Raw genomic sequence first — 25,222 nt, forward strand, 5'->3', positions numbered from 1 at the left:
CACTATGACACTATGACACTATGACACTATGACACTATGACACTATGACACTATGACACTATGACACTATGACACTATGACACTAAAAAACATCATAATTTACTCAAATAAAAGCAATATTTTTCGAAACCTACAATCCGATTTTAAAAGCTCAATTTTTAGCTCTCCTAAAAGCAAAAACACCACTCAAAATCAGCTCCCATCTTTAATCTTTCTGTTAACTCAATTCTACATCAACAACACCCTGAATTAATTTCATAGCATTTGCGACATGTGAATTTACCTTATATCGCTTAGGAAGCGCAATTTCGACTTCTCGCAATCCATCCTCTTGTATTAAAATAAGCCCAACCTCTCCATTCCCCCCAAGATTTAAATTTTGTTCAATTTGTGGAAGCATATCAACTGTTTTTATAAAAAGACGCATCATTTTATGCTGTTTTAATGATTCCTGTTCCAACGACTGAATTGTTTCAATTCGCAAACTAACTCCTTCAGAACGATTTTCTGCGCTCACCGTAATAATAAAAGATTTTCCGGGTTCTAGCATCTCTTCATAATCCGAGAGTGCCTCAGAAAAGAGAACAGCTTCATATTGTCCACTTGTATCAGAAAAATGAATAATTCCCATTTTTTTACCAGATTTTGTTTTGCGCACGTTTTTTGCCACAACAGTTCCAGCAAGCCGTGCAGCCGTTGCTCCTCCTTTAACGGCATTGGCAAAATTAACCCAAGTCTGAATGCGTTTTTTGTCTAGAATAGCTTGATACTCCTCCAATGGATGCGCAGAAAAGTAAAAACCTATAGCTTGAAATTCTCGATAAAGTTTCTCAGCCAGCAACCAAGGGGTTGTTTGCGATAAGATCAATGGTTCTTTTAATCCGCCTGCCATTCCAAATATATCAACCTGCCCGCTAGAATTGTCATCGAGAATACGAAGTGCACGCGCATGAAGGGTTCCAAGATTGGCTAATAAAACCTCACGTGCAATGTTAAAACAATCAAAAGCACCAGCACAAACTAAACTTTCCATCGCACGCTTGTTAACAATACGAGGATCAACACGCGCACAAAAATCTTCCAGATCCTTAAAAATCTTATCCCCTCGACAAGTAACAATATGATCCACAACAGTTTCTCCCACTCCTTTAATGGCAGCAAGAGAATAATAAATACAGTTATCACCAACCTCAAAAACACGATGAGATGTTTGTATAGAAGGTGCAATAACTTCAATACCCAGCCTTAATGCTTCACGCCGAAAATCATTAAGTTTATCTGTATTCGTCATATCATACGTCATTGAAGCTGCTAAAAACTCAACGGGATAATTTGCTTTCATATAAGCTGTTTGGTAAGAAACAATTGCATAAGCAGCAGCGTGCGATTTATTAAAACCATAATCAGCGAATTTTGCTAAAAGATCAAAGATAATATCAGCTTGATCTTTATCAACACCACCTGCAACAGCTCCATTGACAAAACGCGTACGCTGTTTTTGCATTTCAGCATGAATTTTTTTCCCCATAGCACGACGTAATAAATCGGCTTCTCCAAGCGAATAGCCAGCAAGCACCTGAGCAATCTGCATCACCTGTTCTTGATAGACAATAACACCTTGTGTTTCTTTGATCAGATGATCTATTTTAGGATGAATAGAAGCAATTTCCTCTTCCCCATGTTTGCGTGCATTATAGGTTGGAATATTCTCCATTGGACCTGGACGATAAAGTGCGACCAGCGCAATAATATCTTCAATACGGTCTGGCTTCATTCCAATCAACGCCTTGCGCATACCAGAACTTTCCACCTGAAACACGCCAACCGTTTCACCACGTGCCATCATAGCGTAGGTTGCTTCATCATTCAGAGGGATATTTGATAAATCTATTTTAATCCCCTTTCTGGCAACAAAATCGACTGCCATTTTCAAAACAGTAAGCGTTTTTAATCCAAGAAAATCAAATTTTACCAGCCCTGCCTGTTCAACATATTTCATGTTAAATTGTGTAACAGGCATATCAGAACGAGGATCACGATACATCGGGACAAGCTCCCAAAGCGGACGATCTCCGATAACAATCCCAGCAGCATGAGTCGAAGCATGACGATAAAGTCCCTCCAACTGGAGTGCGATATCTAATGCGCGTCCAACAACGGGATCTTTTTTCTTTTCCTCTTCAAATTTAGGTTCATCCTTAATAGCATCAGCCAATTCTACCTGACTTCCTGGTGTGGCAGGAATTAATTTTGTAAGATAATCCACCTGACGATAAGGAACTTCTAAAACACGCCCCACATCACGCAAAACTGCACGCGCCTGTAACTTACCAAAGGTAATAATTTGAGCAACTTGATCACGTCCATATTTTTTTTGAACATATTGAATAACTTCTTCGCGCCGCTCTTGACAAAAGTCGATATCAAAATCTGGCATCGAAACACGATCTGGATTGAGAAAACGTTCAAAGAGAAGAGAAAACCGCAATGGATCAACATCAGTAATCGTCAATGCATAAGCAACAAGTGAACCAGCACCAGAACCCCGCCCTGGTCCAACGGGAATATCATGAACCTTTGCCCATTTTATGAAATCTGAAACGATAAGAAAATATCCAGAAAATTGCATACGCGTAATAACTGAAATTTCATAATCAAGCCGCTGCTCATAATCTGCAATCGTATACCCTTCAGCTAATCCAATTGTTTCAAGCCGCATCTTCAAACCAGCTTTAGCCTGATTTAACAACTCACTATCTTCTACTTCTAAAGTATTTTCTGAATTAGCAGATTGTTCTATAAAACGAGGCAATATCGGTTTTCGAAGAGGCGTGGCAATATGACAACGCAATGCAATTTCAACACTATTTTCTAAAGCTTCTGGAAGATCAGAAAACAGTGTAACCATTTCATCTTGTGACTTCAAATAATGATCTGGCGTCACACGTTTACGATCTGGATTAGAGACTATTTGTCCTTCTGAAACAGCCATCAGCGCATCATGCGCTTCATACCCTTCTCTCTTCAGAAAAAAGGCTTCATTTGTTGCAACAAGAGGAATTTCATGCGCATAAGCCAATTCAATAAGATCAGCTTCTACTCTCCGATCATAAGAGCCATGCCGTTGTAATTCCACATAAAGACGATCAGCAAAAGATTTTTTCAAATAAATTAAGCGTTCAACAGCATGTTCTTTTTTCTCTTCTGCTAAAGAAAGATTAATAGGCCCTCCCTTGCCTCCCGTTAAAACAATTATTCCTTCACTGTGTGCCGACAACCAATGAGCTTTAATATAAGGAGGATCAGTATCACATTTATCAAGATAAGCACGGCTCACAAGACGAACCAAATGAGCATAACCGGTTTCACTAGCAGCCAACAGAACAATAGAGCAAAAATCAGAAGGATTACGCCATTTAGCCAAACGTGAATGATCATTTTCATCACAAAAATCAACAGTAAGCTGACAACCAATAATAGGTTGTACCCCATGAGAAAGACAATGCTGTGAAAATTCCAAAGCACCAAATAAATTATTGGTATCGGTAATAGCAACCGCTGGTGCATGATCTGAAATCGTCTGTTGAATAATTTGGGGGATTTTTAAAGCCCCTTCGAGCAAGGAATAAGCTGAATGCACTCTCAAATGAATAAAGCGAGGAAGAGAATTTTTGTTCTCTTGCATTTTATTTTTATTTTTTACCACTCTCACAATTTCCCACTACAAAATAAATGCCAAACAGCACCCCTTATAAAAGAAAAAAACTTCTGTTTATCATAACTTTAAAGCTATAAATTCATCATCCTACATAGGAGCAATATCCCAATTTTATTAATATTTATAAGAGAATTATATCAAGAAAATGCTTCTATTCACAGCAAATAAACAGCTAAAATAAAAAGAAAAATAATATAGCTCATCTAAGCACTTTAATTTTAGCTCCCTTTTATTGTATTTATCTTTAAATATTAATTTTCTTCCTAAAATTCAATGTGTAAGTAAAGCGACCTCCTCTTTATAACTTTATCCCCAAAAAGCTCTTCTAAAGGTCTAGAAAAAACAAAAAGAGCAGGTTAAATTTGCTCATGCCTCCAAGTCTTCTTACCCCTCTTTTTAATTCTATTCGAACTCTTTCTGGTATTACACCTAAAGTCTATGGTTTACTGAGCAAACTCTTAAATGTTAATCCTACACAACGCGAAGCAACTCTTATTGATCTTCTTCAATTAATGCCTCATTCCGTCATAGACCGCAGAATGCGTCCCAACATTGCTTGTGTAACAGAAGGAGACACTGTTACACTCGAAATTATCATCGATCAACATCAACCACCGCCCCGTGGTCACAACAAAATCCCCTATCGTGTTATTGCCCATGATCAAACAGGAAAAATAAATTTAGTCTTTTTTCACGCTCAGCCTCTTTGGCTAAAAAAACAACTCCCTGAAGGAAAAAAAGTCACTGTATCAGGAAAAGTTGAATGGTTTAATGGACAATTTTCAATGGCGCATCCCGACTATATTGCTCCAAGCGAACAATCAAATCAGATTCCTCTCATCGAACCTGTCTATCCCTCTACTGCAGGACTAACTGCAAAGACACTAAGACGCGCCATACAAAACGCTCTTGATTTTATTCCTCTCCTCCCAGAATGGATAGATGAAAATGTGAAAAAACAGCAAAATTTTTCTTCTTTTTCTGTTGCTTTACGCCGTATCCATGCGCCCATTAATACCAACGATCTATCCTTAGAAAGTACAGCACGCAAACGTCTTGCCTATGATGAATTGCTCGCTTGTCAATTGGCGCTAGGACTCGTGCGTTTGAAAACCAAATCTCTTGTTGGCACTTCTCGACCATCAACAGGAATTTATACTAAAAAATTGCTTAATGTCCTCCCCTTTCAACTCACAACCGGACAAAAAAAAGCAGTAGAAGATATCGCGAAGGATCTTGCTTCGCCAGAACCGATGCTAAGACTGCTTCAAGGTGATGTAGGCGCAGGAAAAACTGTTGTTGCATTGATGGCAATGGCACAAATTGCTGAAAATTCAGGACAATCAGCTTTAATGGCACCAACCGAAGTGCTTGCCAGGCAACATTTTTCCACCATTGCTCCTCTTGCCGAAAAAGTCGGATTACAAACAACTCTTTTAACAGGACGAGAAAAAGGGAAATTGCGGACAAATATCTTGAATGATATTCAATTAGGTCAAGTTTCTATTATCATCGGAACCCATGCTCTCATACAAAACAGCATTACTTATAACAATCTTGCCTTAACCATTATCGATGAACAACACCGTTTTGGTGTCCATCAACGTATCGCTCTTACAGAAAAAGGCAATAAACCTGATATGCTGGTTATGACCGCCACGCCCATTCCGCGCACACTTGTCTTAACAGCTTTTGGTGATATGGATGTATCTAAAATTACAGAAAAACCAATGGGACGACAACCCATTACAACAGCAATGCTTTCTTTGAAACGTCTTCATGAGCTTATAGAGCGAATCGCAATTGCATTAGAAAAAGGAGAAAAGCTCTATTGGATTTGTCCTTTAGTGGAGGAATCGACAGCTCTTGATCTCACTTCAATTGAAAACCGCTTTGCATTTCTCCATGAACGCTTTGGTGCACACGTTGGTATGATCCATGGAAAAATGTCTACAGCAGAAAAAGAAGCCGCTATGGCATCTTTTAAATGTGGAAATACACGTATTTTAGTTGCAACCACCGTCATTGAAGTGGGAGTAGATATTCCAGATGCTTCGATCATTATCATCGAACACGCGGAACATTTTGGCCTTTCACAATTGCACCAATTACGTGGACGTGTAGGACGAGGCAATAAAAAATCTTCCTGCATTTTGCTCTATAAAGATCCTCTGACTAAAACAGCAGCAACACGCCTTAATATTATCCGCAATACAGAAGATGGTTTTGAAATCGCTGAAGAAGATTGGCGCCTGCGAGGCGAAGGAGAGCTTTTAGGTACCAAACAATCCGGAGTCCCTGAATTTCATATAGCAAACCTTGCAGTTCATAGCGATCTTTTGTCAATGGCAAGAAAAGATGCTCGTTTATTTTTACAACGCGATCCTCATCTTTCTTCTCAGCAAGGACAAGCTTTACAGTTGCTGCTTTATCTTTTCGGACACGATGATGCTACACGCCTCTTGCGAGCAGGATAACAAAGCCCCTCTAATAAAAAATTAAAATACCTCTCTGTTCAAATACGATTTTCTCTCTTAGAATAAACCATAAATGATCTATACAATCCCTTACCATCTTTATGCTTCATGAAAGAGTGACAAACCAACAACAGCATCTTTTCTTTCAATCTAAATTATTCTTGCATTAAAACAGTAGAAGAAATATTGCGCCTTTTTCTATCATTATATTCACATAGCTGATCTATTTTTTGACAGGTCAGAAAATATTTTTTATTTTATCGTAAAGAATTTAGAAAGAAAAATCCCGTCTCCGATATTCTCGTTCAACAGAGAAAAGTGAAAAAAATAAGCTATCATTATAAATCAATTTCTTACACTTGATTATTCTCCCAAAGATTCAGAAATATACTTTTATTCAACCGTGACTGATTTTGCTAAATTACGGGGTTGATCGACATCTGTTCCTAATAAAACAGCCGTATGATAAGCGATTAACTGAACAGGGAGTGCATAAATAATAGGAGAAATAAATTCTGGAACTTCTGGCAAAGTGATCGTTGATAAAGTCTTAAGACAAGCTACTTCTGCTCCTTTTTTATCGGTTATTAAAATAATACGACCATTACGTGCTACCACTTCTTGCATATTAGAAAAAGTTTTTTCAAACCACCGATCATAAGGTGCAACAACAATAACAGGTATTGTCTCATCCACCAAAGCAATTGGTCCATGCTTCAACTCACCCGCCGCATAACCTTCAGCATGAATATAAGAAAGCTCTTTCAATTTAAGGGCTCCCTCCAAAGCAATCGGATAAGAAGTCCCACGTCCCAGATAAAGAACACTTTTTGCATTCACTAAATCACGACAAATACATTCAATTTTGCTCTCTAATTTTAAGACCTCATTTAAAATACGTGGAACTTCTGCCAATTGTTGAACCAATTGCTGTTCCATTTGAACCGAGAGATAGCCACGTTGTTTAGCAGCACTAAGTGCTAGTGAAGCAAGCGTTGCCAATTGACAGGTAAAAGCTTTTGTTGACGCAACACCAATTTCCGGTCCGGCAAGTGTTGGGAGAATAAAATCAGCCTCCCTTGCCATTGTTGATTGCTCTACATTCACAATTGTTGCTGTTTTTACACCCCGCTCACGACAATAACGCAAAGAAGCCAATGTATCAGCTGTCTCACCAGATTGAGAAACAAACAGCGACAACACATCAGACGTTATAGGAGGTTCACGATAACGAAACTCCGAAGCAACATCATTATCAACACTTAAAGCGGCAAATTTCTCAAACCAATAGCGCGCAACTAAGGTTGAATAATAAGCCGTTCCACAACTCGCAAAAAGGAGACGATGAATATTTTTCCAATCAATCAAATTCTCAAATGATCGAACGGCATAATTTCCAAGATCAAGATAATGCGCCAAATTATGAGAAATCACTTCAGGTTGTTCAAACATTTCCTTGTGCATAAAATGACGATGATTACCCTTAGAAATCAATAAAGCCTCTTCAAGTAATGTTGTCACAGGACGTTTTACCGGTTGATTATATACATCATAAATTTTGACGCCTTCCCGTGTGAGAACAGCCCAATCCCCATCTTCCATATAGCTAATATGATCAACGAATGGTGCCAAAGCAATCGCATCTGACCCCACAAAAAATTCATCTTTTCCATAACCAATTGCCAGAGGTGGACCAGAACGAGCCGCAATCATAAGGTTATCTTCACCTTCGAAAATAAGAACAATAGCAAAAGCCCCCTGCAGCCTTTTCCAACTGGTACGTACAGCTTCTTGCGGAGAAAGACCTTCTTTTAATGCACGCGTTATTAAATGTGCAATAACTTCCGTATCCGTCTCTGTTTCAAAGATATAACCATCTTCTATGAGTTCCTTTTGCAATTCTACAAAATTTTCAATAATACCATTATGAACAATCGCAAGCTTTTCAGTCACATGGGGATGCGCATTGCGTTCAACAGCAATTCCATGCGTAGCCCAACGGGTATGACCAATCCCTAAACTTCCCTCAAGAGGTGTTTTTTTTAATTTTTCTTCTAAATAAACAAGCTTCCCCTCAGCACGTACACGATAAAGATGCCCATTATGGACTGTTGCCACCCCAGATGAATCATACCCTCTATATTCAAGACGTTTTAACCCCTCAACCAAAGAGGACGTAACACACCTCTTTCCAATAATTCCAATAATTCCACACATTAAAAAGCTCCAACCCACATCTTAAGATTTAAATCTTATAAAACAATCCAACAGCCTTTATTTAAAACTATAAATAATAAAATAATTCAAACATGGAGTACGGCAATCTTTAAGAATAAACATCCTATCCATCGTTAGATTCACACGAAACAAAGGAATAGACTGAAAATAATCATTTTTTCTGTTTGTTTTCTAACAAGCGCTCTCGAAATTTTGTCGCATAGCCCTCTTTTATAACCTGTCGTGCACGCCCAAAAGCCATACTGTTCATAGGAATATTTTCAGTAATAACACTTCCTGAAGCAACATAAGAGCCATCCCCTATTACTAATGGGGAAACAAGTGCCGTATTAGACCCAACAAAAGCATAATCACCAATCATGGTTTTATATTTGTTAAATCCATCATAATTGCAAGTAATCGTACCGGCTCCAATATTGGTATGTGCACCAATTTCGGCATCACCAATATAACTTAAATGATTGATTTTAGAAGATTCTCCTACCTTAGCTTGTTTGACTTCACAAAAATTTCCAATCTTTACGGACTTCGCCAACTCTGTTCCAGGACGCAAACGTGCATAGGGACCAATCTGTGCATCCTTACCAACCACAGCACCCTCGAGATAACTAAATGCATGAATAACAGCACCAGATTGTACTTTCACGCTTAATCCAAAATAAACATTTGGTTCTATCACCACCCCTGGTTCAATTTCTGTATCATAAGAAAAATAGAGTGTCTCTGGTTTTAAGAGTGTAACACCCGATAACATTAAATCGCGCGCTTTACGTTTTTGCCACAAAGAATCAGCCTCAGAAAGCTCAAGACTGTTATTAATTCCTACAATATCTTCAAAAGGAACTTCAACAACACGCACATCTAATCCTTCGCGTGTTGCAAGAGCAGCAATATCTGTTAAATAATATTCTTTTTTCACATTGTTATTACCAACCTTCTCTAAAAGAGAAAGTGCATGTTTTCCACGCATAGCGAGTATTCCACCGTTACAAAAAGAAATCTTTTTTTCTTCATCGCTAGCGTCTTTTTCTTCTACAATTGCGATCAATTGACCATTTTTCTCGAGAAGACGCCCATAACCTGTTGGATTTTGGGTATGAAAACCTGCAAAAACAACATCTGCTCCATCAGCAAGCTGTGCACGCATTTGGTGCAATGAATCTTGCTGAATGAGAGGCGTATCCCCCAAAACAATGAGAATATCATCCACTTCCTTTTGCAAAGCTAAACGAGCAGATAAAACAGCATGAGCTGTTCCTAAACGCGCTTTTTGTTCAAAAATCATCGCATCTTTTACAAATGACTGAACAACGTGCGTAACCTCCTTAGCACCAAATCCCACAACGACTGCTAATTGTGAAGAGCCTGCCAATTCTATTTGTTTTAGAACATGGCATATAAGAGGCAATCCAGCAATTTTATGAAGTACCTTAGGCAGAGACGATTTCATGCGTGTCCCTTCACCTGCAGCAAGAACAATAGAAAGACAACTTCTAACCATAAAAACACATAAGACTAACGAGAAAATCCAAAAAAATTCATAATATCGTGCCAACGAATATCTTCAATATAACTCAACGAAGGATAATGTTCTAAAAGCCAAAATGAAAGATCCTGCATAGAGCCTGTTAAAAACAAAATCCCTGTAAGAATAAGAAAAACACCAATAATTTTTTCAACTTTTCCTAAATGAATACGAAAAGCTCCTAAAAATCGCATAAAACTGCTCGAAAATAAAGCTGCCAACATAAAAGGAATAGCAAGACCTAATGCATAAACCGCTAATAGAACAGCTCCCTCTCCCACAGTTTCTTTTGTTCCAGCAAGCGTTATAATAGGGCCTAAAATGGGGCCAATACACGGTGTCCAACCAAAAGCGAAAGCTAACCCAATAATATACGCGCCTAAAGGACCAGCAGGTGTTTTTTTGGTCTGAAAACGCGCTTCACGAAATAAAAAAGCGATCTTGAAAATCCCCAAAAAATTTAAACCAAAAATAATAATGACAATTCCAGCAGCAAGGGCGAACCAATCACGATAATAACCAATGAATTTCCCAATTGTGCTAGCACTGGCACCTAAAGCAACAAAAACAGTCGTAAACCCGAGAACAAAAGCAATAACAGAAGACAATAAAGCCCACCGTATAAAGACTTTCTCATCACGATTTTCTGAACGAAAATCATCAATACCAACACCTGCCATATAGCACAAATAAGGAGGAACTAATGGCAAAACACAGGGCGACAAAAAAGAGAGTGCCCCAGCAAAAAACACACCAACTGTTGAAATTTCAATCAAAACTCATACCCCGTCTCTCATCATAGTTTACCCCCATGAACAACGATCAATCCACATCTTCATCAATTCGTTGCATATTTTGCTCATTCGCCACCACACTTATATCTTCATCATGACCAGAAACGACTGAAAAAACTTTTTGATAGATTTTATCTTTATTTTTAGCAATTGCAATATACTCTCCCTCCGCTAACACGAGTGAAACATAAGCACCAACTGTTTCATAAACGATATCACCAGAATCATTGGCAAGAGACCAACTTGTATCTGCAAGCGCTTCCCCTCCTTCTTGTCGTACCAGCTTTAAGACAATCTGAGCAGCCTGATGTTCAAGGGTAACTTCTGTCATTTTACCAGCATCCACTTGAATATCGGAACGAGCCGTCGCATTAATAGAACCATAATGGGAAGCAACATGGTAGCGTCCAGCTTTTAAACGTACAACTGATTGGGGTTTAACATTTGATAAAATCACCCCCGTATCATCATTTTCTTTTTCATCCTCATAAATGGTAAAACGTAATTCCTTTTCATTCATTACACCATTAAGCAGTGTTGCATTTAAAATGACACCACCAGCCTCAAGATTAAAGTTTTTTACAAGACTCTGTCCATTTTCTAGGCGAATATGGCGCACAGCACTCATATGACCAAATGAGACATGAACAAGATAACTTCCTGGTTCGAGATCAAAACGTGCACTTCCCCCCTTATGGATTGCCACTAATGGTAATTTATTATCAATCCCTAAAATAGGGGCATAAACCCGCCAGACAAGCCCTTTTTCAATACCCGGATGACTATTTGTTAATCGAGCATTCAAAATGAGTTGTGTTTGAGATGCTAAATTTTCTTTTCCCTGCTCTTGAGACTTTACAATAAAACTCCTTGATTGTCCCTGCTGCTGATCTTGCCCTTCTTCTTCAGAAAAAGCACAGTGACTCCAGATCAATAAAGTAAGCACCACGCACAACCATACACATCGGTGCACTATTTTTATAAGAATACCCATTTTCACATTGTTGACCAACATGATATTTTTTTCAAGAAACAATATCACAAAGCCATCATTTTAGATTGAAAAACTTACACCACAACCACATGATGAAACAGCATTGGGATTGTGGATTTGAAAAGACTGCCCCATAAGATCATCAACAAAATCAATCTCAGCTCCTTCCATGAAAGGAAGTGATAGTAAATCAATAAACACAACTGCCCCATTTTTTTTGAGAACGAGGTCATCTTTACACATGTCAGAAACCAAGTCATATTTATAAGAAAAACCAGAACACCCACCACCTTCAACAGAAATACGTAATGCTATTTTATCGGGTTCACGCAAAAGTATCTGTGCAATTTTTTGGGCAGCAACATCTGAAATTTTCACATTCATTTTATATATCCTTGCATTAAACCATCAAGAAAGAGTATCCCATACTCAAAGAGAAGTTTATTTGTCATAAACCACTCTCAATTTTAAAATGATAATGGGCAGCTTGCAATGGATATAGGCAATATCAACTTCAATTACCAATCTCGAGCAGTGTACAGTGCTCATCCGCAAACAAGCCGTGGTAGATTATTCCATGAAACGATGAGCACCACACGCTCACCTTTTCAACGAGATAGAGATCGTATTATCCATTCTAATGCATTTCGACGTCTTAAACATAAAACGCAAGTGTTTATTGCTGATGAAAGCGATCATTATCGTACTCGCCTAACCCATTCCATAGAGGTCTCTCAAATTGCAAGAACATTAGCCCGTGCCCTGTGCCTTGATGAAGACCTTGCCGAAGCCATTGCCCTTGTTCACGACTTTGGACACACGCCCTTTGGCCATGCTGGAGAAGATGCACTTAATGAAGCCATGGTACATTATGGCGGCTTTGATCATAATGCACAAGCATTACGCATTGTCACAAAACTAGAACAGCGCTATGCAAATTTTGATGGACTTAACCTTACATGGGAAACCCTCGAAGGACTTGTAAAGCATAATGGTCCCCTTTTAGGTCCTCACGCGAAGAATAAGGAGGTTCCTATCGATATTTTACAATACAATGCAGAGCAAGACCTTGCACTCGATTGTTTTGCAGGACTAGAAGCGCAATGTGCTGCTATTGCAGATGATATCGCATACAATGCGCATGATATTGATGATGGTCTACGTTCGCAATTTTTAACACTCGATCAATTTGAACATGTTTCACTAACAGCAGCAATATTAAAAGATATAACAGATGAGCATCCCCACCTCGACCAAGCGCGTCGCGGTTACACACTTGTACGAAGACAAATAACAACCATGGTTGAAGATGTTATCAAACAATCACAAGAAAATTTAGCACGCATCAAACCAACAAGCATAAACGATATTCACCAAGCAAAACAAACTATTGTTACCTTTTCACCAACAATGACCGTTTATGAAAAAGAACTAAAAAACTTTTTATTTAAAAATCTTTACTACCATGAACAAGTTCTTAGTCGTCGCAATGCAGCAAAATGCATTGTACAAAAATTATTCAATTGTTATTATGAAAATCCAAATACAATGCCTGAAAGTTGGCAGAGCAAAACAGTGCACTTAAAAAATCAAGAGTTAGCACGTTTGATTGCTGACTTTCTTTCAGGCATGACAGATCACTACGCTCTACGTGAATATCACCGTTTATTTGACCATACAGATAATTTCGTCTAATGGCTTTTGGCATCATCATGGAAGCTAAATATGAATATCTTTAAAAACTTCGAAAAAAAAATTAAGAGATCAATTGAATTATCTGATATAAAAGGAAAAAATGGAGAAGATCTAGATTTATCAAAAATCACTGTTGATCCTCCGCGTGATTCCTCCCATGGTCATTTATCAACCAATGCTGCTATGGTGCTTGCAAAATCTATTGGAATCAATCCACGTGCACTTGCAGATAAAATCATAGAACTTCTTAAAAATGATTCCTCTATCGAAAATATAGATGTTGCCGGTCCTGGTTTTATAAACATAAAGCTTACAAAATTATTTTGGCAAGATGCTATAAAATCCATGCTTGAATCAGGCACTTCTTATGGTCGTATCCCAATGGGACAAGGAAAACGCGTCAATGTTGAATATGTCTCAGCAAATCCGACAGGACCAATGCACGTAGGACACTGCCGCGGAGCGGTTGTTGGAGATGTTCTCTCCAATTTGCTGCAATTTACGGGCTATAACATTACAAAAGAATATTATATCAATGATGCTGGTCAACAAATCGAAGTCCTCGCCCACTCTGTACTATTGCGCTATCGTGAGGCTCTTGGGCAAGAAATTAATGAAATTCCAGAAGGGCTCTATCCTGGAGAATACTTGATACCATTGGGACAATCGCTTGCTCAAGAGTTTGGTGATCAACTCCTCACGATGGATAAAGATGAAGCCTTATCTCTTGTAAAAGAACGTGCAATTCATGCAATGATGACCATGATTCGCGAAGATTTGGCTGCTCTTAATATTTATCATGATATCTTTTTTTCTGAGCGAATGCTTTATGCAGATAATGCACGCGCCATTCGTAACACCATCAACGACCTCACTTTAAATGGTTATATCTACAAAGGAAAACTCCCCCCTCCCAAGGGACAAAATACAGAAGATTGGGAACCAAGTGAACAAACTTTGTTCCGTTCAACAAATGTTGGTGATGACCAAGACCGTGTTTTAGTTAAATCTGATGGTTCTTACACTTATTTTGCTGCTGATGTTGCTTATTTTCGGGATAAATTTAATCGTCATTTTGATGAAATGATTTATATTCTAGGCGCAGACCATGCTGGCTATGTAAAGCGGCTAGAGGCAATGGCAAAAGCAATTTCTGGGGATAAAGCTAAATTAAGCGTCTTCTTATGTCAATTGGTAAAACTTTTTCGCAACGGTCATCCTGTACGCATGTCAAAAAGAGCAGGATCTTTTGTCACTCTACGCGATGTTGTCGAAGAGGTTGGGCGTGATCCTGTGCGTTTTATGATGCTATACCGTAAGTGTGAAGCACCTCTTGATTTTGATTTTGCAAAAGTAACAGAACAATCAAAAGATAACCCCATCTTTTACGTACAATATGCAAGTGCACGTTGTCACTCAGTCTTTCGTCAAGCACAAGAAGCGCTTCATATTAAAAGCTTTTCAAATGATACATTAATCGCCCATCTTCATCGATTAACAGATGACCATGAAATATTGTTAATACGCAAACTTTCTGAATATCCACGTATCATTGAACAGGCCGTCGTTCATAAGGAACCGCATCGATTAGCGTTTTATCTTTATGACCTTGCTTCCAGCTTTCACACCCATTGGAATAAAGGGAGTGAAAATCTCAATTTACGCTTTATTCAACCTGATGATAAAGAGTTATCCTTTGCAAGATTGGGGTTGATACAAGCTGTTATCAATATTTTATCATCAGGACTTACCATCATAGGAGTCGAAGCACCAATAGAAATGCGTTGAAAAAGTTCTATAAATACATACAATAGGTACTCTATTGATAAACTTTTTCATGTATCCTTGCATGAGAGGGGGAGAATTTATAATTTTAATATAACAAATCAAAATCAACCATTGATTGCACGCAGATGCAAATCACCATGTGAGAAAAGCTATGAGCGATAACGATCGCAAAAATCTACACGAAACAAAACACGATCATGAACACCATGATCCTTTGGAAAGGCTTACGCGCATTTTTAATCCGCACAAACAAAGCGGAAACCAAAATGAGCAATCTTCTTTACAGACAGATCGATCAACATCTCACCCCGAAACATCATCCCATGATGATGATTTTGATTTGTCCTTTCTAGAAGAGGAACTTGAAAATAATTTAGCACATGACTTACCGTTTGATGATCAAAAAAAACAATGGGACTTGCATGCAACCAGCAACGCAACAGCCTCAGATATTGCACAAACTGTTTCTTTCAACCATTCAAAACAAAATAATTTATCTGAAGAGAAATATTCTTCACCTAGCAGTCATGATGAAGAACAAATTTTAGATGAGCTTTCTCCATTACCAATCCCAAAGAATCAATCCCCTCAACAGAAAACAACAGCAACCAGTGCTGATCCGTTTCTTAAAAAAAGTAATCTTATTTCACAATCAGAATCAGAAAATTTCTTTTTTGATAAATCTGAAAGGCGCGAAAATAAGAAAGAGATTCCAGAATCTGTTGAACAAACCAATCGTTTTTCACAAACAAATTCACAACAGCCTAAAACTACGAATATACAACAAACTTATGATGACAATCAAAACCTCTATGACACTCCTGTAAACCATCCCTATAAAATTTCAGCTGATCAAGAAATTTGGACCAAAAAAGATTATTCTGATGTCTCCTCTTCTTATCCTGATGTCTCCTCTTCTACAGAGGCAAATGAGTTTTTCTCATCTTCTAACCTTATGTCAGAAAGACAAAACACTGCAAGAAATCAAACAAAAAGTACCTTCTCCTCACCTTTGGGTTCTCCACCAGTTGATAGACAATCTTATTTAAAGGGGGCTTCACAAGAAGATCATACAACCCATTATCCCCATTTTTTTGAAGAAAACCCCTCACAACAAGAAACTTATAGCGAAAAAGTTCCAATATATAATGAGGCTCAAGCCCAATACATCAATAACACCGAAGGTACCTCTAACCCAAATAGAGAAATTTCATATAATGAAAATAATTCAGATGAGTTTCTTTCCTCATCAGCCTCTTTGAATACAAAACAAACGGATGGCTTTTTTGCCCATAACTATACGCACAGAGATACTCCCCCTCCCAATGTTGATACTTATAAATTTTCAGAGGAAATCGTAGAAAAAACTGGCCCTATTATGGTTCCAGAAGTCCCGTATGAAGCGCCAGAATATGATGTGCCAACTAGTGGTGGTTTAGAAGAAGAATTTGCTGATGTACTTAATGTAGGAAATGTCCCAACGGATAATTTTTCTCAAAAACAACAGAAAAATGAGGTTTTTAGTGAAGTTTTTCATCAGTCTATGCAAAATTCAAAAGAAGGTGTTTATATAAACTCTAAAGAACAAAATTCCGACTATTTTTCTTCTGCCAATATGGAATATAATTTTCCCCCTTTTAGCGAGAATTCATCATACACAAGCTCAGATGAGGTTCCCACGCATCCACCAGCTCCTCCTCCCTTAAAAAGTTTTATTTTTGGTAAAACTTTCATTAAAGGTATTTTTATACTTATTTTAATAGGAATTGGATTTGCTGGTTATTCGCACTTTTTTATGCCATCACAAAAAAATGAAGAAACGATCATTATCCACGCTGATAATTCGCCTTTTAAATTCAAACCAGAAACAACTGAACCGAAAAATGATGTTGTACATAATTTAGATATCTATAAGCAAACAACTGAACAAAATGAAAAACAAGAAAACACACAACAATTTCTTATTGATAGCTCTGAACAACCTGAAAATTTAAAAGAATTAAATCCTGAAGAATCTTCAAACGCTTCATCTTCGTCTTTAAATGAATCTGATGTTGAAGATGCAGTCACAGAAGCCATAAACCATACTATTCCCACGCAAGAAGTACAAACTGTTATTGTAAATCAAGATGGTACAGTTACACTAGCTCCCGTACATCAAACAAAGAGCAAAACTGCTGCTCAATCTGAAGAAAACATTGATCAACCTCCTAATGAACTTCAAGATTCGTCCCTTGTTTCGTCGCATGATTCTGATATAAACAATCAAGAAATAGACCTTGATCTCAAAAATAATATTGATAAAATAATCGCAGAAAATACTTCTAGCTCAAATATTGAAGAAAAATTTATCCCTATTCCTTCTCATGCAGAAAGAAATACACAAGTTGAAACACCCGCCGCATCTCGCCCCACATCACCAAACAGAGTCGCAGCACAAAATTCAGAAAGTTATTACGTACAACTTGCATCTCAGCCAACGCATGAGCTAGCTAGAAGTTCTTTAAAAAATATGAAATCTAAATTTGGATTCCTTATCGGTGCCCGTTCTTTAAATATTCAACCCGCTTTTATACCAGGAAAAGGTACTTATTACCGTGTTCGGATTCAAACACAAGACCGTAATGAAGCCATAATCCTTTGTGAATCCATTAAAAGTTCTGGAGGAAGTTGCTTCATCACACGCTAAACCAATAATGCAACGGTTATTAAAACCGTTGCATTATTTATTTCCATACCATTTAATTACTTATCAAAAACTTCAGAAATTAAAATCGTCTAATCTTTTTCATGTCTTTGTTCTGACTTTATTCTTTAATCTACGTCGATTTGCGTCCTATCTAAAAGATTATATTTATGAAAAAATCACTACGTACCCTTATAAGTATAAGGTACAGAAGGAAGCGAATTTAAATCTTTTTTGGGCGTTGTTACGCTTTGGCTTGTTTCTGGAGTATTATAACGCGAACTATGTTCAGGAGATTTTGCAAAAAAAGATCCTAAAAAACCAAAAACAAACCAGATAATAACGACCGCAAGAAGAATAGCAAAAATACCCTTAGCAATTGAAACACGTTGTTCACTATCTCTTCTTTCTGCTGCCATACGTTCTTCATATGTGTGATAATTTTTATCAATCATAGTAGATTCCTTTTCTCAATTCCCTTACCTTTTAATTTCTAGACAATATGCATATATGAAATTATTCAGATACCTATTTTGAGAAAACGATAATTATAGAAAAAAGTTCCAGCTTACTTTATAAAGTTGAGAAAAAGAGGCGAGAGTAGAATTAAAATATCTATAATAGCCTTTGAATTCTATAATAAACCTCTTTGTGTTTTATAATAAAACATTGACACAAAGGTTTTGTTAATAATAGAGTTGTGATCAAAATATCTCATTATTTTTATTAATAAAAATGAAACATACTCAAAAGGTTTTTTATGAAATCTCCTATATCGTCGCTTCCCTTTAAAATAGAAAAACACCCATCTCCTCTGTCAGAAGAAAAATGTGAAGAAATTTTAAAAAATCCCGGTTTTGGTCAATTTTTTACAGACCACATGTGTACTATTCAATGGACTGAAGACAAAGGCTGGCATAATGCCATCATTTCTCAATACAAAGCTTTAGAAATTAACCCTGCAAGTACCGTTTTACATTACGGACAGGAAATTTTTGAGGGTTTAAAAGCATATCGAGCAAAAGATGGGCGCATCTTGCTCTTCCGTCCTGATGCCAATGCACAACGCTTTATAGAATCAGCGAGGCGTTTAGCTATGCCAGAATTGCCAAAAGATATTTTTCTGGATGCCGTTCATCAATTAGTAAAAATTGATCAAAAATGGGTTTCTGATCATCCCAACGCTAGCCTCTATATCCGTCCATTTATGTTTGGCAATGAAAACTTTTTGGGAGTCCGCCCTTCTCAAGAATATCTTTTTTGTATCATAGCCTCTCCAGTTGAATCCTATTTCAAAGGAGAAGAAAAATCTGTCAGTGTATGGATTGAAACAGATTATAGCCGCGCTGGTCCAGGGGGCACAGGCGCTGCAAAATGTGGAGGAAACTATGCAGCAAGCTTACTGGCACAAAAGTGTGCAACGCAAAATAATTGTAGCCAAGTACTCTTTCTTGATATGATTGAACATAAATGGATTGAAGAACTTGGTGGTATGAATGTCTGCTTTATTATGGCAGATAGTACACTTGTAACCCCTGCGCTTAACGGCACTATTCTTCCAGGGATAACTCGTGATTCAATCTTAAGATTAGCTCAACAAATGGGATTAAAAATAGAAGAGCGTCCTTATTCTTTTGCAGCGCTTCAAGAAGATGCAAAGAGTGGACACCTTAAAGAAGTCTTTGCTTGTGGTACAGCTGCCGTTGTCACATCAATTGGTCGTTTTAAATATAAAGGGGGAGAATTTATTATTGGAAATGAAACAGTTGGAGAAGTTACAAAGCAGCTTCGTACACAATTGGTTGGCCTTCAAAAAGGGAACATAGAAGATAAAAATGGCTGGGTTCATTCTGTCCAGCTCTCATAATAATAAGATATTCTCATATCTATAAATGCTTCCATGAAAATAGATTCATGGAAGCATATTTCCTAAAAAACTCCCTCTATTTTTAATGACGAAAAAAGAAAACATTAATCAAATTTTGAATGATCTCTATGCTGCGCTTTAATATTACGGACTGTACCCGTATGGGAGCGCATCACGAGAGTTTCCGTTTGAATGTAACGAGATGTAAATTTAACACCAGAAAGCATATTGCCATCTGTCACCCCTGTTGCTGCAAACAAAACATCACCCTTTGCCATTTCTTCCATTGTATAAGCTTTATTGGGATCACTAATCCCCATTTTAGCTGCACGAGCAATTTTCTCTTCTGTATCTAGCAGCAAACGACCTTGCATCTGTCCTCCAATGCAGCGCAAAGCAGCAGAAGCTAAAACACCTTCAGGTGCTCCCCCAATCCCCATATAGATATCAATACCTGTTTCTTCTGGATCAGTTGTATCAATAACAGCAGCAACATCTCCATCCCCAATCAAGCGAATCGATGCCCCTGTCGCTCGTACTTCATTAATTAATTTTTCATGACGAGGCCTATCCATAATACAAACAACAATCTGATTAACAGCCACTCCTTTAGCCTTCGCAAGAGCATGGATATTATCGGTAGGACAAGCATCTATATCTACTACTCCCTTTGGATAACCAGGACCAATAGCAATTTTTTTCATATAAACATCAGGAGCGTAAAGGAGATTACCTTTTTCAGCAATTGCAACTACTGCCAAAGAATTGGCAATATTTTTAGCACAAAGTGTTGTTCCCTCTAATGGATCAAGTGCAATATCGATCGCCAATCCACTTTGAAGACCTACTTTTTCTCCAATATAAAGCATAGGCGCTTCATCCCGCTCACCTTCACCAATCACCACTGTACCATCAATAGGCAATCGATTAAGTTCCTGCCGCATTGCATCTACAGCAGCCTGATCCGCAGCTTTTTCATCGCCACGCCCGCGCCAGCGTGCAGCAGCAACAGCAGCACGTTCAGTAACACGTACCAATTCAAGCGTCAAAATACGATCAAGTCCATTTAAAATCTTCTGAGTTGTGGGCATATGAAAAAATCCTACCGAATGAATACCAGAAAAAATATGAGTCCTTATTAAATACTAAGAATAAAGTTTTTGGCAAAAATGAAAATTTTCCACAAGAGACAAAAGAACTCAAGCTTGCCTTTTTGTCATTATCAAGAAAGTTATCAATTCTCTGCCATAGGCTCAATACGAATAAATTGAGATTTTGCAACAAGATGTCCATCTTTTTCAATTTCTGCAAGTGCCTGTCGTACATTCACCTCTGTTGTTTCATGCGTAATTAAAATAATTGTTTTTTCAATTTGATCTTCTACAAAAGATCTTTGAACAATCGACTCCAATGAGATGTGATTATCAGCCATATGCCTTGCAACCGCGGCAAAAACACCAGTACGATCATGAACATTTAAACGAATAAAATAACCCCCTGCATGATGCGAAATACGTGCTTTTTTATGAGGAGTAAGTTCTAATGCTGGACGTCTTAAAACAGGTGCATACTGAAAACCAGAACGCGCTTTTGCTATATCAGCCAAATCACCAATAACGGCTGATGCTGTTGCCATTCCTCCGGCGCCAGGACCAGAAAACAGTAATTCACCTAATAAATCACTTTGAATACAAAGAGCATTGGTTACGCCATTTATCTGTGCAATCATTGAAGATGTTGGTACCATTGTCGGATGAACGCGTTGCTCTATTCCAGAATCCGTTTTTAATGCAACCCCTAAAAGCTTAATCCGATACCCTAATTCATCAGCTGCTCGAATATCAATTTGCGAAATATTATGAATTCCTTCAACATAAACATCATCTAACGAAACAGCTGTTCCAAATGCCAAGCTTGTCAACAAAGCTAATTTATGAGCAGTATCATTTCCCTCAATATCAAAACTTGGATCTGCTTCAGCATACCCAAGTCTCTGTGCATCTGCTAAACAATCTTTAAATGAAAGACCTTCCGTAAACATGCGTGTTAATATATAATTACAGGTTCCATTGAGAATACCATAAATTCGCGATATGTGATTACTGACAAGTGATTCTCTCATCGCTTTGATGACAGGAATTCCCCCTGCAACAGCTGCTTCAAAATGAAGAAAAACACCCTTTTTTTCTGCAATTATAGCCAGCTCTACTCCATGTCGAGCAAGAAGGGCTTTATTGGCTGTTACAACATGATGTCCCGCCTCAAGCGCTCTCTTAACAGCGGTGTACACCACATCCAATTCACCACCAATTAACTCTACAAAAACATCAATCTCATCAGAAGCAGCCAACTCCACAGCTGAATCAAACCATTTTATATCACTGAGATCAATTCCACGATTACGGTTTTTATCGCGCGCACTAACAGCAACGACTTTGATAAATCGCCCACATTGACAAGCTAAACTATTCGCTTTTTCACATAGAGCTCGAACAACTGAAGTACCAACCGTACCAAGTCCCGCAACACCAACTTTTAAAGCTTCTGCCATTATTAACCACTGATCCCTATCTTCACTGAAAAATCGTTTAAATGATGTGCCAATCAACACAAAGAGTACTTACATCCATAAGAACAAAAGAAATACTCCGCTCTATTCACTTCATGTTCTCCAATAGAATTATCCCCGCTTGTTCAATCAACATTCCTAAAAATATAATATTTATTGTCTTCAAAGATTTCAGAATCTTTATAAAATATCTAATTCAGAATAAAAATCTGTAAAACTGATAAATGCAAGTTGCCATAAAGAAAAGTTCTAAAAAATAATCAATAACAAGTTAAAGAATATTAAGGACTTAGTAAGAAAGAATAAAAACATCTCTTCTAAATTAACAAATACGGAACAAAAAACATTCTTTCATATGATAAATTAAGAGAATGGATAAAACAAAGTAGATCAGTAAATAATAACACATTTCTTCCTACCATTCCATAGTTTGAAATATAAATCTTTAATGCAAAAATCTTAATGCACTTATATATCAAAATAGAACCTTACATTAAAGTAAAAAACAAGACTTAATATGTGCACACCATAATTCTGAAATGTTATAAATATGGAGAATAAATTTGCAAAACTCAAATATTTTACCTAAACTTACTGCCACCCCTTTGAAAAACTAGCGAATTGAAATGACAAAAACCTCAATCTACCCTTTACCCATACTAATTCATTTTCAAATAAATAACCTTCTCAACATTTGAGGGAACAAATGAAGGGGTTTTAATTTTAATTTCCTTATAAATATGTAAAAGTAAAGATAAGAAAAATATTTTTAATATATTCTGTAAAAATTGCTTTAATATTTTCATTTTCATCATACAGAATCTATTTATATTTTTAAAACTGAAACTAAGCTATGGCTTATGCCTCAAAAAACTTTTGTATGATTGGTATTATTTGTTTATTTGGTAATAAATATTGTCTTTTTACTTCACAAATTATACAGTTTTTTGCTTTATGATAAGTTCAAATGAGAAATCTTCTGTATAAAGGCTCTTTCAGGCAAGTTAAATAATATTCTCATGTGCAAGCAAAGATAACAAACGATAAAATATGCAAAAAATAAACACATTTAAAATAATATTTTGATCATTTTTGCCTACTACTCAAACTGAAAAGAAACAATCCAAACAGGAATTGCTCAAAAATTATTCAATAAAACACACTTTTTTCAAAAAAAATGACACAGAGGGCTTGCGAAGTAAAAAGATCCTCTCTATAAGCCTCATCAATGGTTTGCGCCCATCGTCTAGCGGTTAGGACATCGCCCTTTCACGGCGGAAACAGGGGTTCGATTCCCCTTGGGCGTACCATGTTTCTTTTTACTGTACACAATCTATTGATTTTATATATCTTTTTTAAAGTACGGGATACGTGGATAAAAGTTAGGGAATAGGATTTTCTAACATTTCTCTATAAAGCACGCTTCGCACAATGTTTCTAATGTTTCTTTGAAGTCTGCTAACGCTTCTTGATGTAAGCCATCTAAAAGTCTCATAAACGCAACAACAGTTTCACGTTGCAACGGAGTAGAAGGTTTTATTATGATGCTTTTTCGACAAGAATAGGCTTCTTTTTTTAAGAGAGAAGCCATAGCTTTATCTAAACCATAAAGCTTTATGATCTTTTCTTCCATGCCAATCGGTACAGATTTTTTTCCAATCTCGACAGAAGATAAAAATGCTACAGATATGTCTAATTTCTTAGCCATATCTAAGAGGCGTTCTGAGTGATCAATACGAAGTTTCCGTAAAATTTTACCAAAAGATGTAACCATATAAAAAGTCCTATTAGAGAAGAAATATTTTCTTCTGATTCTAACAAATCTTTTTATGATTTTCTTCAATTATTGCGAATCAAGAGTTCTTTTCGGGGTGTTTTTTTAGCAAAACCAGATGTCCAAAGGGTCTCTAATTCTAAAAAGTCAAAATCCTTAAAGATCTCTCGAACCGCATCACAATCATTGAGACTCAAGACAAATTTGCCTTGTATGCTTTTGAGAACTTTTGCCATACTCACAAAATCATCTTCAACAAAATTCCCAGAGCTGTAACACTTCTTCTTTACAAGATAAGGCGGGTCTAGGTAAAATAAACTGTCGGGTGCATCAAAAAGCTCGACAACCCGATCCCATGATAAATTTAAGATTGTCGTATCAAGAAGCTTCTGTCTAACACGTCTCATCCTTGATAACAGCTTTTCGGGATTAAACTCTGCCGTTCTTTTCCTTCCAAAACTAAAAGAGACATAATCTTTTTTCCCATACATCACACAACGTTGGAGAAACAAAAAACGTGCGGCTCTTTCAACTTTGGAAAGGCTCTCTGGTTCAATCGCCGCAAGTTCAAAAAACAACTGTCTTGAACAAACAAACCATTCTAGTCGTTTGGCTAAATCATCAAAGTCATTTTGAACACATTGAAACAGATTCGTGATCTCTCCATTCAAATCATTAATCACGGAATATTTTGCTGGTCTTTTATTTAGAAAAATAACACCAGAACCTAAAAATGGTTCAACATAGGTTTCATGGTCAATGCTATTTAAAATCGGTATAATTTTCTTACGTAGATAGTGTTTACCACCCATCCACGCAAACAATGTTTGTGTGAATTCTTGTTTCATCATATTTTTAAAGGAGAGATTTGATATTTAACTTTTTGTTATCCACTTTTTGAGGTGTGAGAAGCTATTCTCTATGGCGTCCACAAAACGGGAAAAATCTATTACAAACATAAAGACAATAAAGGCTATCAATTTCATGATGCGTGACATCATCTTTAAGCCTTGATAGGTCTCTATCATCTCGTGAAGAAGCTGTTGTTCTTTTTCTGTAAGATCTTTATCTTTGCTGCTTCGTTTCTTGACCATCTT

17 protein-coding genes and 1 tRNA gene are annotated in these 25,222 nt (G+C 37.2%); 6 read left to right on the forward strand and 12 right to left on the reverse strand.

The window, feature by feature from the left end:
• Window positions 1-217 precede the first annotated feature (217 nt).
• Complete coding sequence (dnaE, locus tag ACFIKY_RS07105; RefSeq protein ID WP_375635929.1) at window positions 218-3,685, reverse strand: DNA polymerase III subunit alpha; 3,468 nt, start codon at window positions 3,683-3,685, stop codon at window positions 218-220.
• 401 nt (window positions 3,686-4,086) lie between these two features.
• On the opposite strand from dnaE, the gene recG reads away from it, so the two are divergent.
• Complete coding sequence (gene recG, locus ACFIKY_RS07110; protein WP_375635888.1) at window positions 4,087-6,195, forward strand: ATP-dependent DNA helicase RecG; 2,109 nt, start codon at window positions 4,087-4,089, stop codon at window positions 6,193-6,195.
• A gap of 393 nt (window positions 6,196-6,588) precedes the next feature.
• Here the strand turns inward: recG and glmS are convergent, their stop codons facing one another.
• The 5 genes from glmS to ACFIKY_RS07135 all read right to left on the reverse strand — a co-directional run bounded on the left by glmS (window position 6,589) and on the right by ACFIKY_RS07135 (window position 12,130).
• Window positions 6,589-8,412: a glutamine--fructose-6-phosphate transaminase (isomerizing) gene (gene glmS, locus ACFIKY_RS07115; protein WP_375635887.1), complete on the reverse strand. Its 1,824-nt coding sequence runs from the start codon at window positions 8,410-8,412 to the stop codon at window positions 6,589-6,591.
• Window positions 8,413-8,584: 172 nt separating this feature from the next.
• On the reverse strand, window positions 8,585-9,934 hold the full coding sequence (gene glmU, locus ACFIKY_RS07120) for a bifunctional UDP-N-acetylglucosamine diphosphorylase/glucosamine-1-phosphate N-acetyltransferase GlmU (protein WP_375635886.1): 1,350 nt from the start codon (window positions 9,932-9,934) through the stop codon (window positions 8,585-8,587).
• A 14-nt stretch (window positions 9,935-9,948) separates the two neighbouring features.
• A complete protein-coding gene (locus ACFIKY_RS07125; RefSeq protein WP_273788202.1) occupies window positions 9,949-10,734 on the reverse strand; it encodes a cytochrome c biogenesis CcdA family protein in 786 nt (261 codons plus the stop codon).
• 46 nt (window positions 10,735-10,780) lie between these two features.
• A complete protein-coding gene (locus ACFIKY_RS07130) occupies window positions 10,781-11,767 on the reverse strand; it encodes a carboxypeptidase regulatory-like domain-containing protein (RefSeq protein ID WP_375635928.1) in 987 nt (328 codons plus the stop codon).
• A gap of 39 nt (window positions 11,768-11,806) precedes the next feature.
• Complete coding sequence (locus ACFIKY_RS07135; RefSeq protein WP_375635885.1) at window positions 11,807-12,130, reverse strand: HesB/IscA family protein; 324 nt, start codon at window positions 12,128-12,130, stop codon at window positions 11,807-11,809.
• Between the two features lie 108 nt (window positions 12,131-12,238).
• Between ACFIKY_RS07135 and ACFIKY_RS07140 the strand changes: the two genes are divergently transcribed.
• The 3 genes from ACFIKY_RS07140 (at window position 12,239) to ACFIKY_RS07150 (ending at window position 17,918) form a co-directional block, all read left to right on the forward strand.
• On the forward strand, window positions 12,239-13,441 hold the full coding sequence (locus ACFIKY_RS07140; protein ID WP_273788204.1) for a deoxyguanosinetriphosphate triphosphohydrolase: 1,203 nt from the start codon (window positions 12,239-12,241) through the stop codon (window positions 13,439-13,441).
• A 30-nt stretch (window positions 13,442-13,471) separates the two neighbouring features.
• The gene (gene argS, locus ACFIKY_RS07145; RefSeq protein ID WP_375635884.1) at window positions 13,472-15,229 is read left to right on the forward strand and encodes an arginine--tRNA ligase; all 1,758 of its coding nucleotides are present in this window, start codon (window positions 13,472-13,474) and stop codon (window positions 15,227-15,229) included.
• 151 nt (window positions 15,230-15,380) lie between these two features.
• On the forward strand, window positions 15,381-17,918 hold the full coding sequence (locus ACFIKY_RS07150) for an SPOR domain-containing protein (RefSeq protein ID WP_375661589.1): 2,538 nt from the start codon (window positions 15,381-15,383) through the stop codon (window positions 17,916-17,918).
• 179 nt (window positions 17,919-18,097) lie between these two features.
• Here ACFIKY_RS07150 and ACFIKY_RS07155 read toward each other — a convergent pair whose 3' ends face one another.
• Window positions 18,098-18,370 (reverse strand): membrane protein, encoded by a 273-nt coding sequence (locus ACFIKY_RS07155; RefSeq protein ID WP_015856514.1) that lies wholly within the window; start codon window positions 18,368-18,370, stop codon window positions 18,098-18,100.
• A 305-nt stretch (window positions 18,371-18,675) separates the two neighbouring features.
• Here ACFIKY_RS07155 and ACFIKY_RS07160 point away from each other — a divergent pair, with 305 nt between their 5' ends.
• A complete protein-coding gene (locus ACFIKY_RS07160) occupies window positions 18,676-19,782 on the forward strand; it encodes a branched-chain amino acid aminotransferase (protein WP_015856515.1) in 1,107 nt (368 codons plus the stop codon).
• Window positions 19,783-19,886: 104 nt separating this feature from the next.
• Here the strand turns inward: ACFIKY_RS07160 and glpX are convergent, their stop codons facing one another.
• Window positions 19,887-20,873: a class II fructose-bisphosphatase gene (gene glpX / locus ACFIKY_RS07165; RefSeq protein WP_015856516.1), complete on the reverse strand. Its 987-nt coding sequence runs from the start codon at window positions 20,871-20,873 to the stop codon at window positions 19,887-19,889.
• Window positions 20,874-21,016: 143 nt separating this feature from the next.
• Window positions 21,017-22,333 (reverse strand): homoserine dehydrogenase, encoded by a 1,317-nt coding sequence (locus tag ACFIKY_RS07170; protein WP_375661590.1) that lies wholly within the window; start codon window positions 22,331-22,333, stop codon window positions 21,017-21,019.
• Window positions 22,334-23,586: 1,253 nt separating this feature from the next.
• Here ACFIKY_RS07170 and ACFIKY_RS07175 point away from each other — a divergent pair.
• Window positions 23,587-23,661: transfer RNA gene (locus tag ACFIKY_RS07175), tRNA-Glu, on the forward strand.
• An 89-nt stretch (window positions 23,662-23,750) separates the two neighbouring features.
• Here ACFIKY_RS07175 and ACFIKY_RS07180 read toward each other — a convergent pair.
• From ACFIKY_RS07180 to ACFIKY_RS07190, 3 genes are all read right to left on the reverse strand, one after another.
• Window positions 23,751-24,125 carry a helix-turn-helix domain-containing protein gene (locus ACFIKY_RS07180; protein WP_375661591.1) on the reverse strand — a complete coding sequence of 125 codons (375 nt, stop codon included), beginning with the start codon at window positions 24,123-24,125 and terminating at the stop codon, window positions 23,751-23,753.
• Window positions 24,126-24,190: 65 nt separating this feature from the next.
• Window positions 24,191-24,976, reverse strand: a complete 786-nt coding sequence (locus ACFIKY_RS07185; RefSeq protein WP_375661592.1) for a DNA adenine methylase — start codon at window positions 24,974-24,976, stop codon at window positions 24,191-24,193.
• A 24-nt stretch (window positions 24,977-25,000) separates the two neighbouring features.
• A complete protein-coding gene (locus tag ACFIKY_RS07190; protein ID WP_375661593.1) occupies window positions 25,001-25,219 on the reverse strand; it encodes a hypothetical protein in 219 nt (72 codons plus the stop codon).
• Window positions 25,220-25,222: the final 3 nt, after the last annotated feature.

Source organism: Bartonella sp. CR127HXZ, assembly GCF_042194555.1.
Taxonomy (GTDB): domain Bacteria; phylum Pseudomonadota; class Alphaproteobacteria; order Rhizobiales; family Rhizobiaceae; genus Bartonella; species Bartonella grahamii.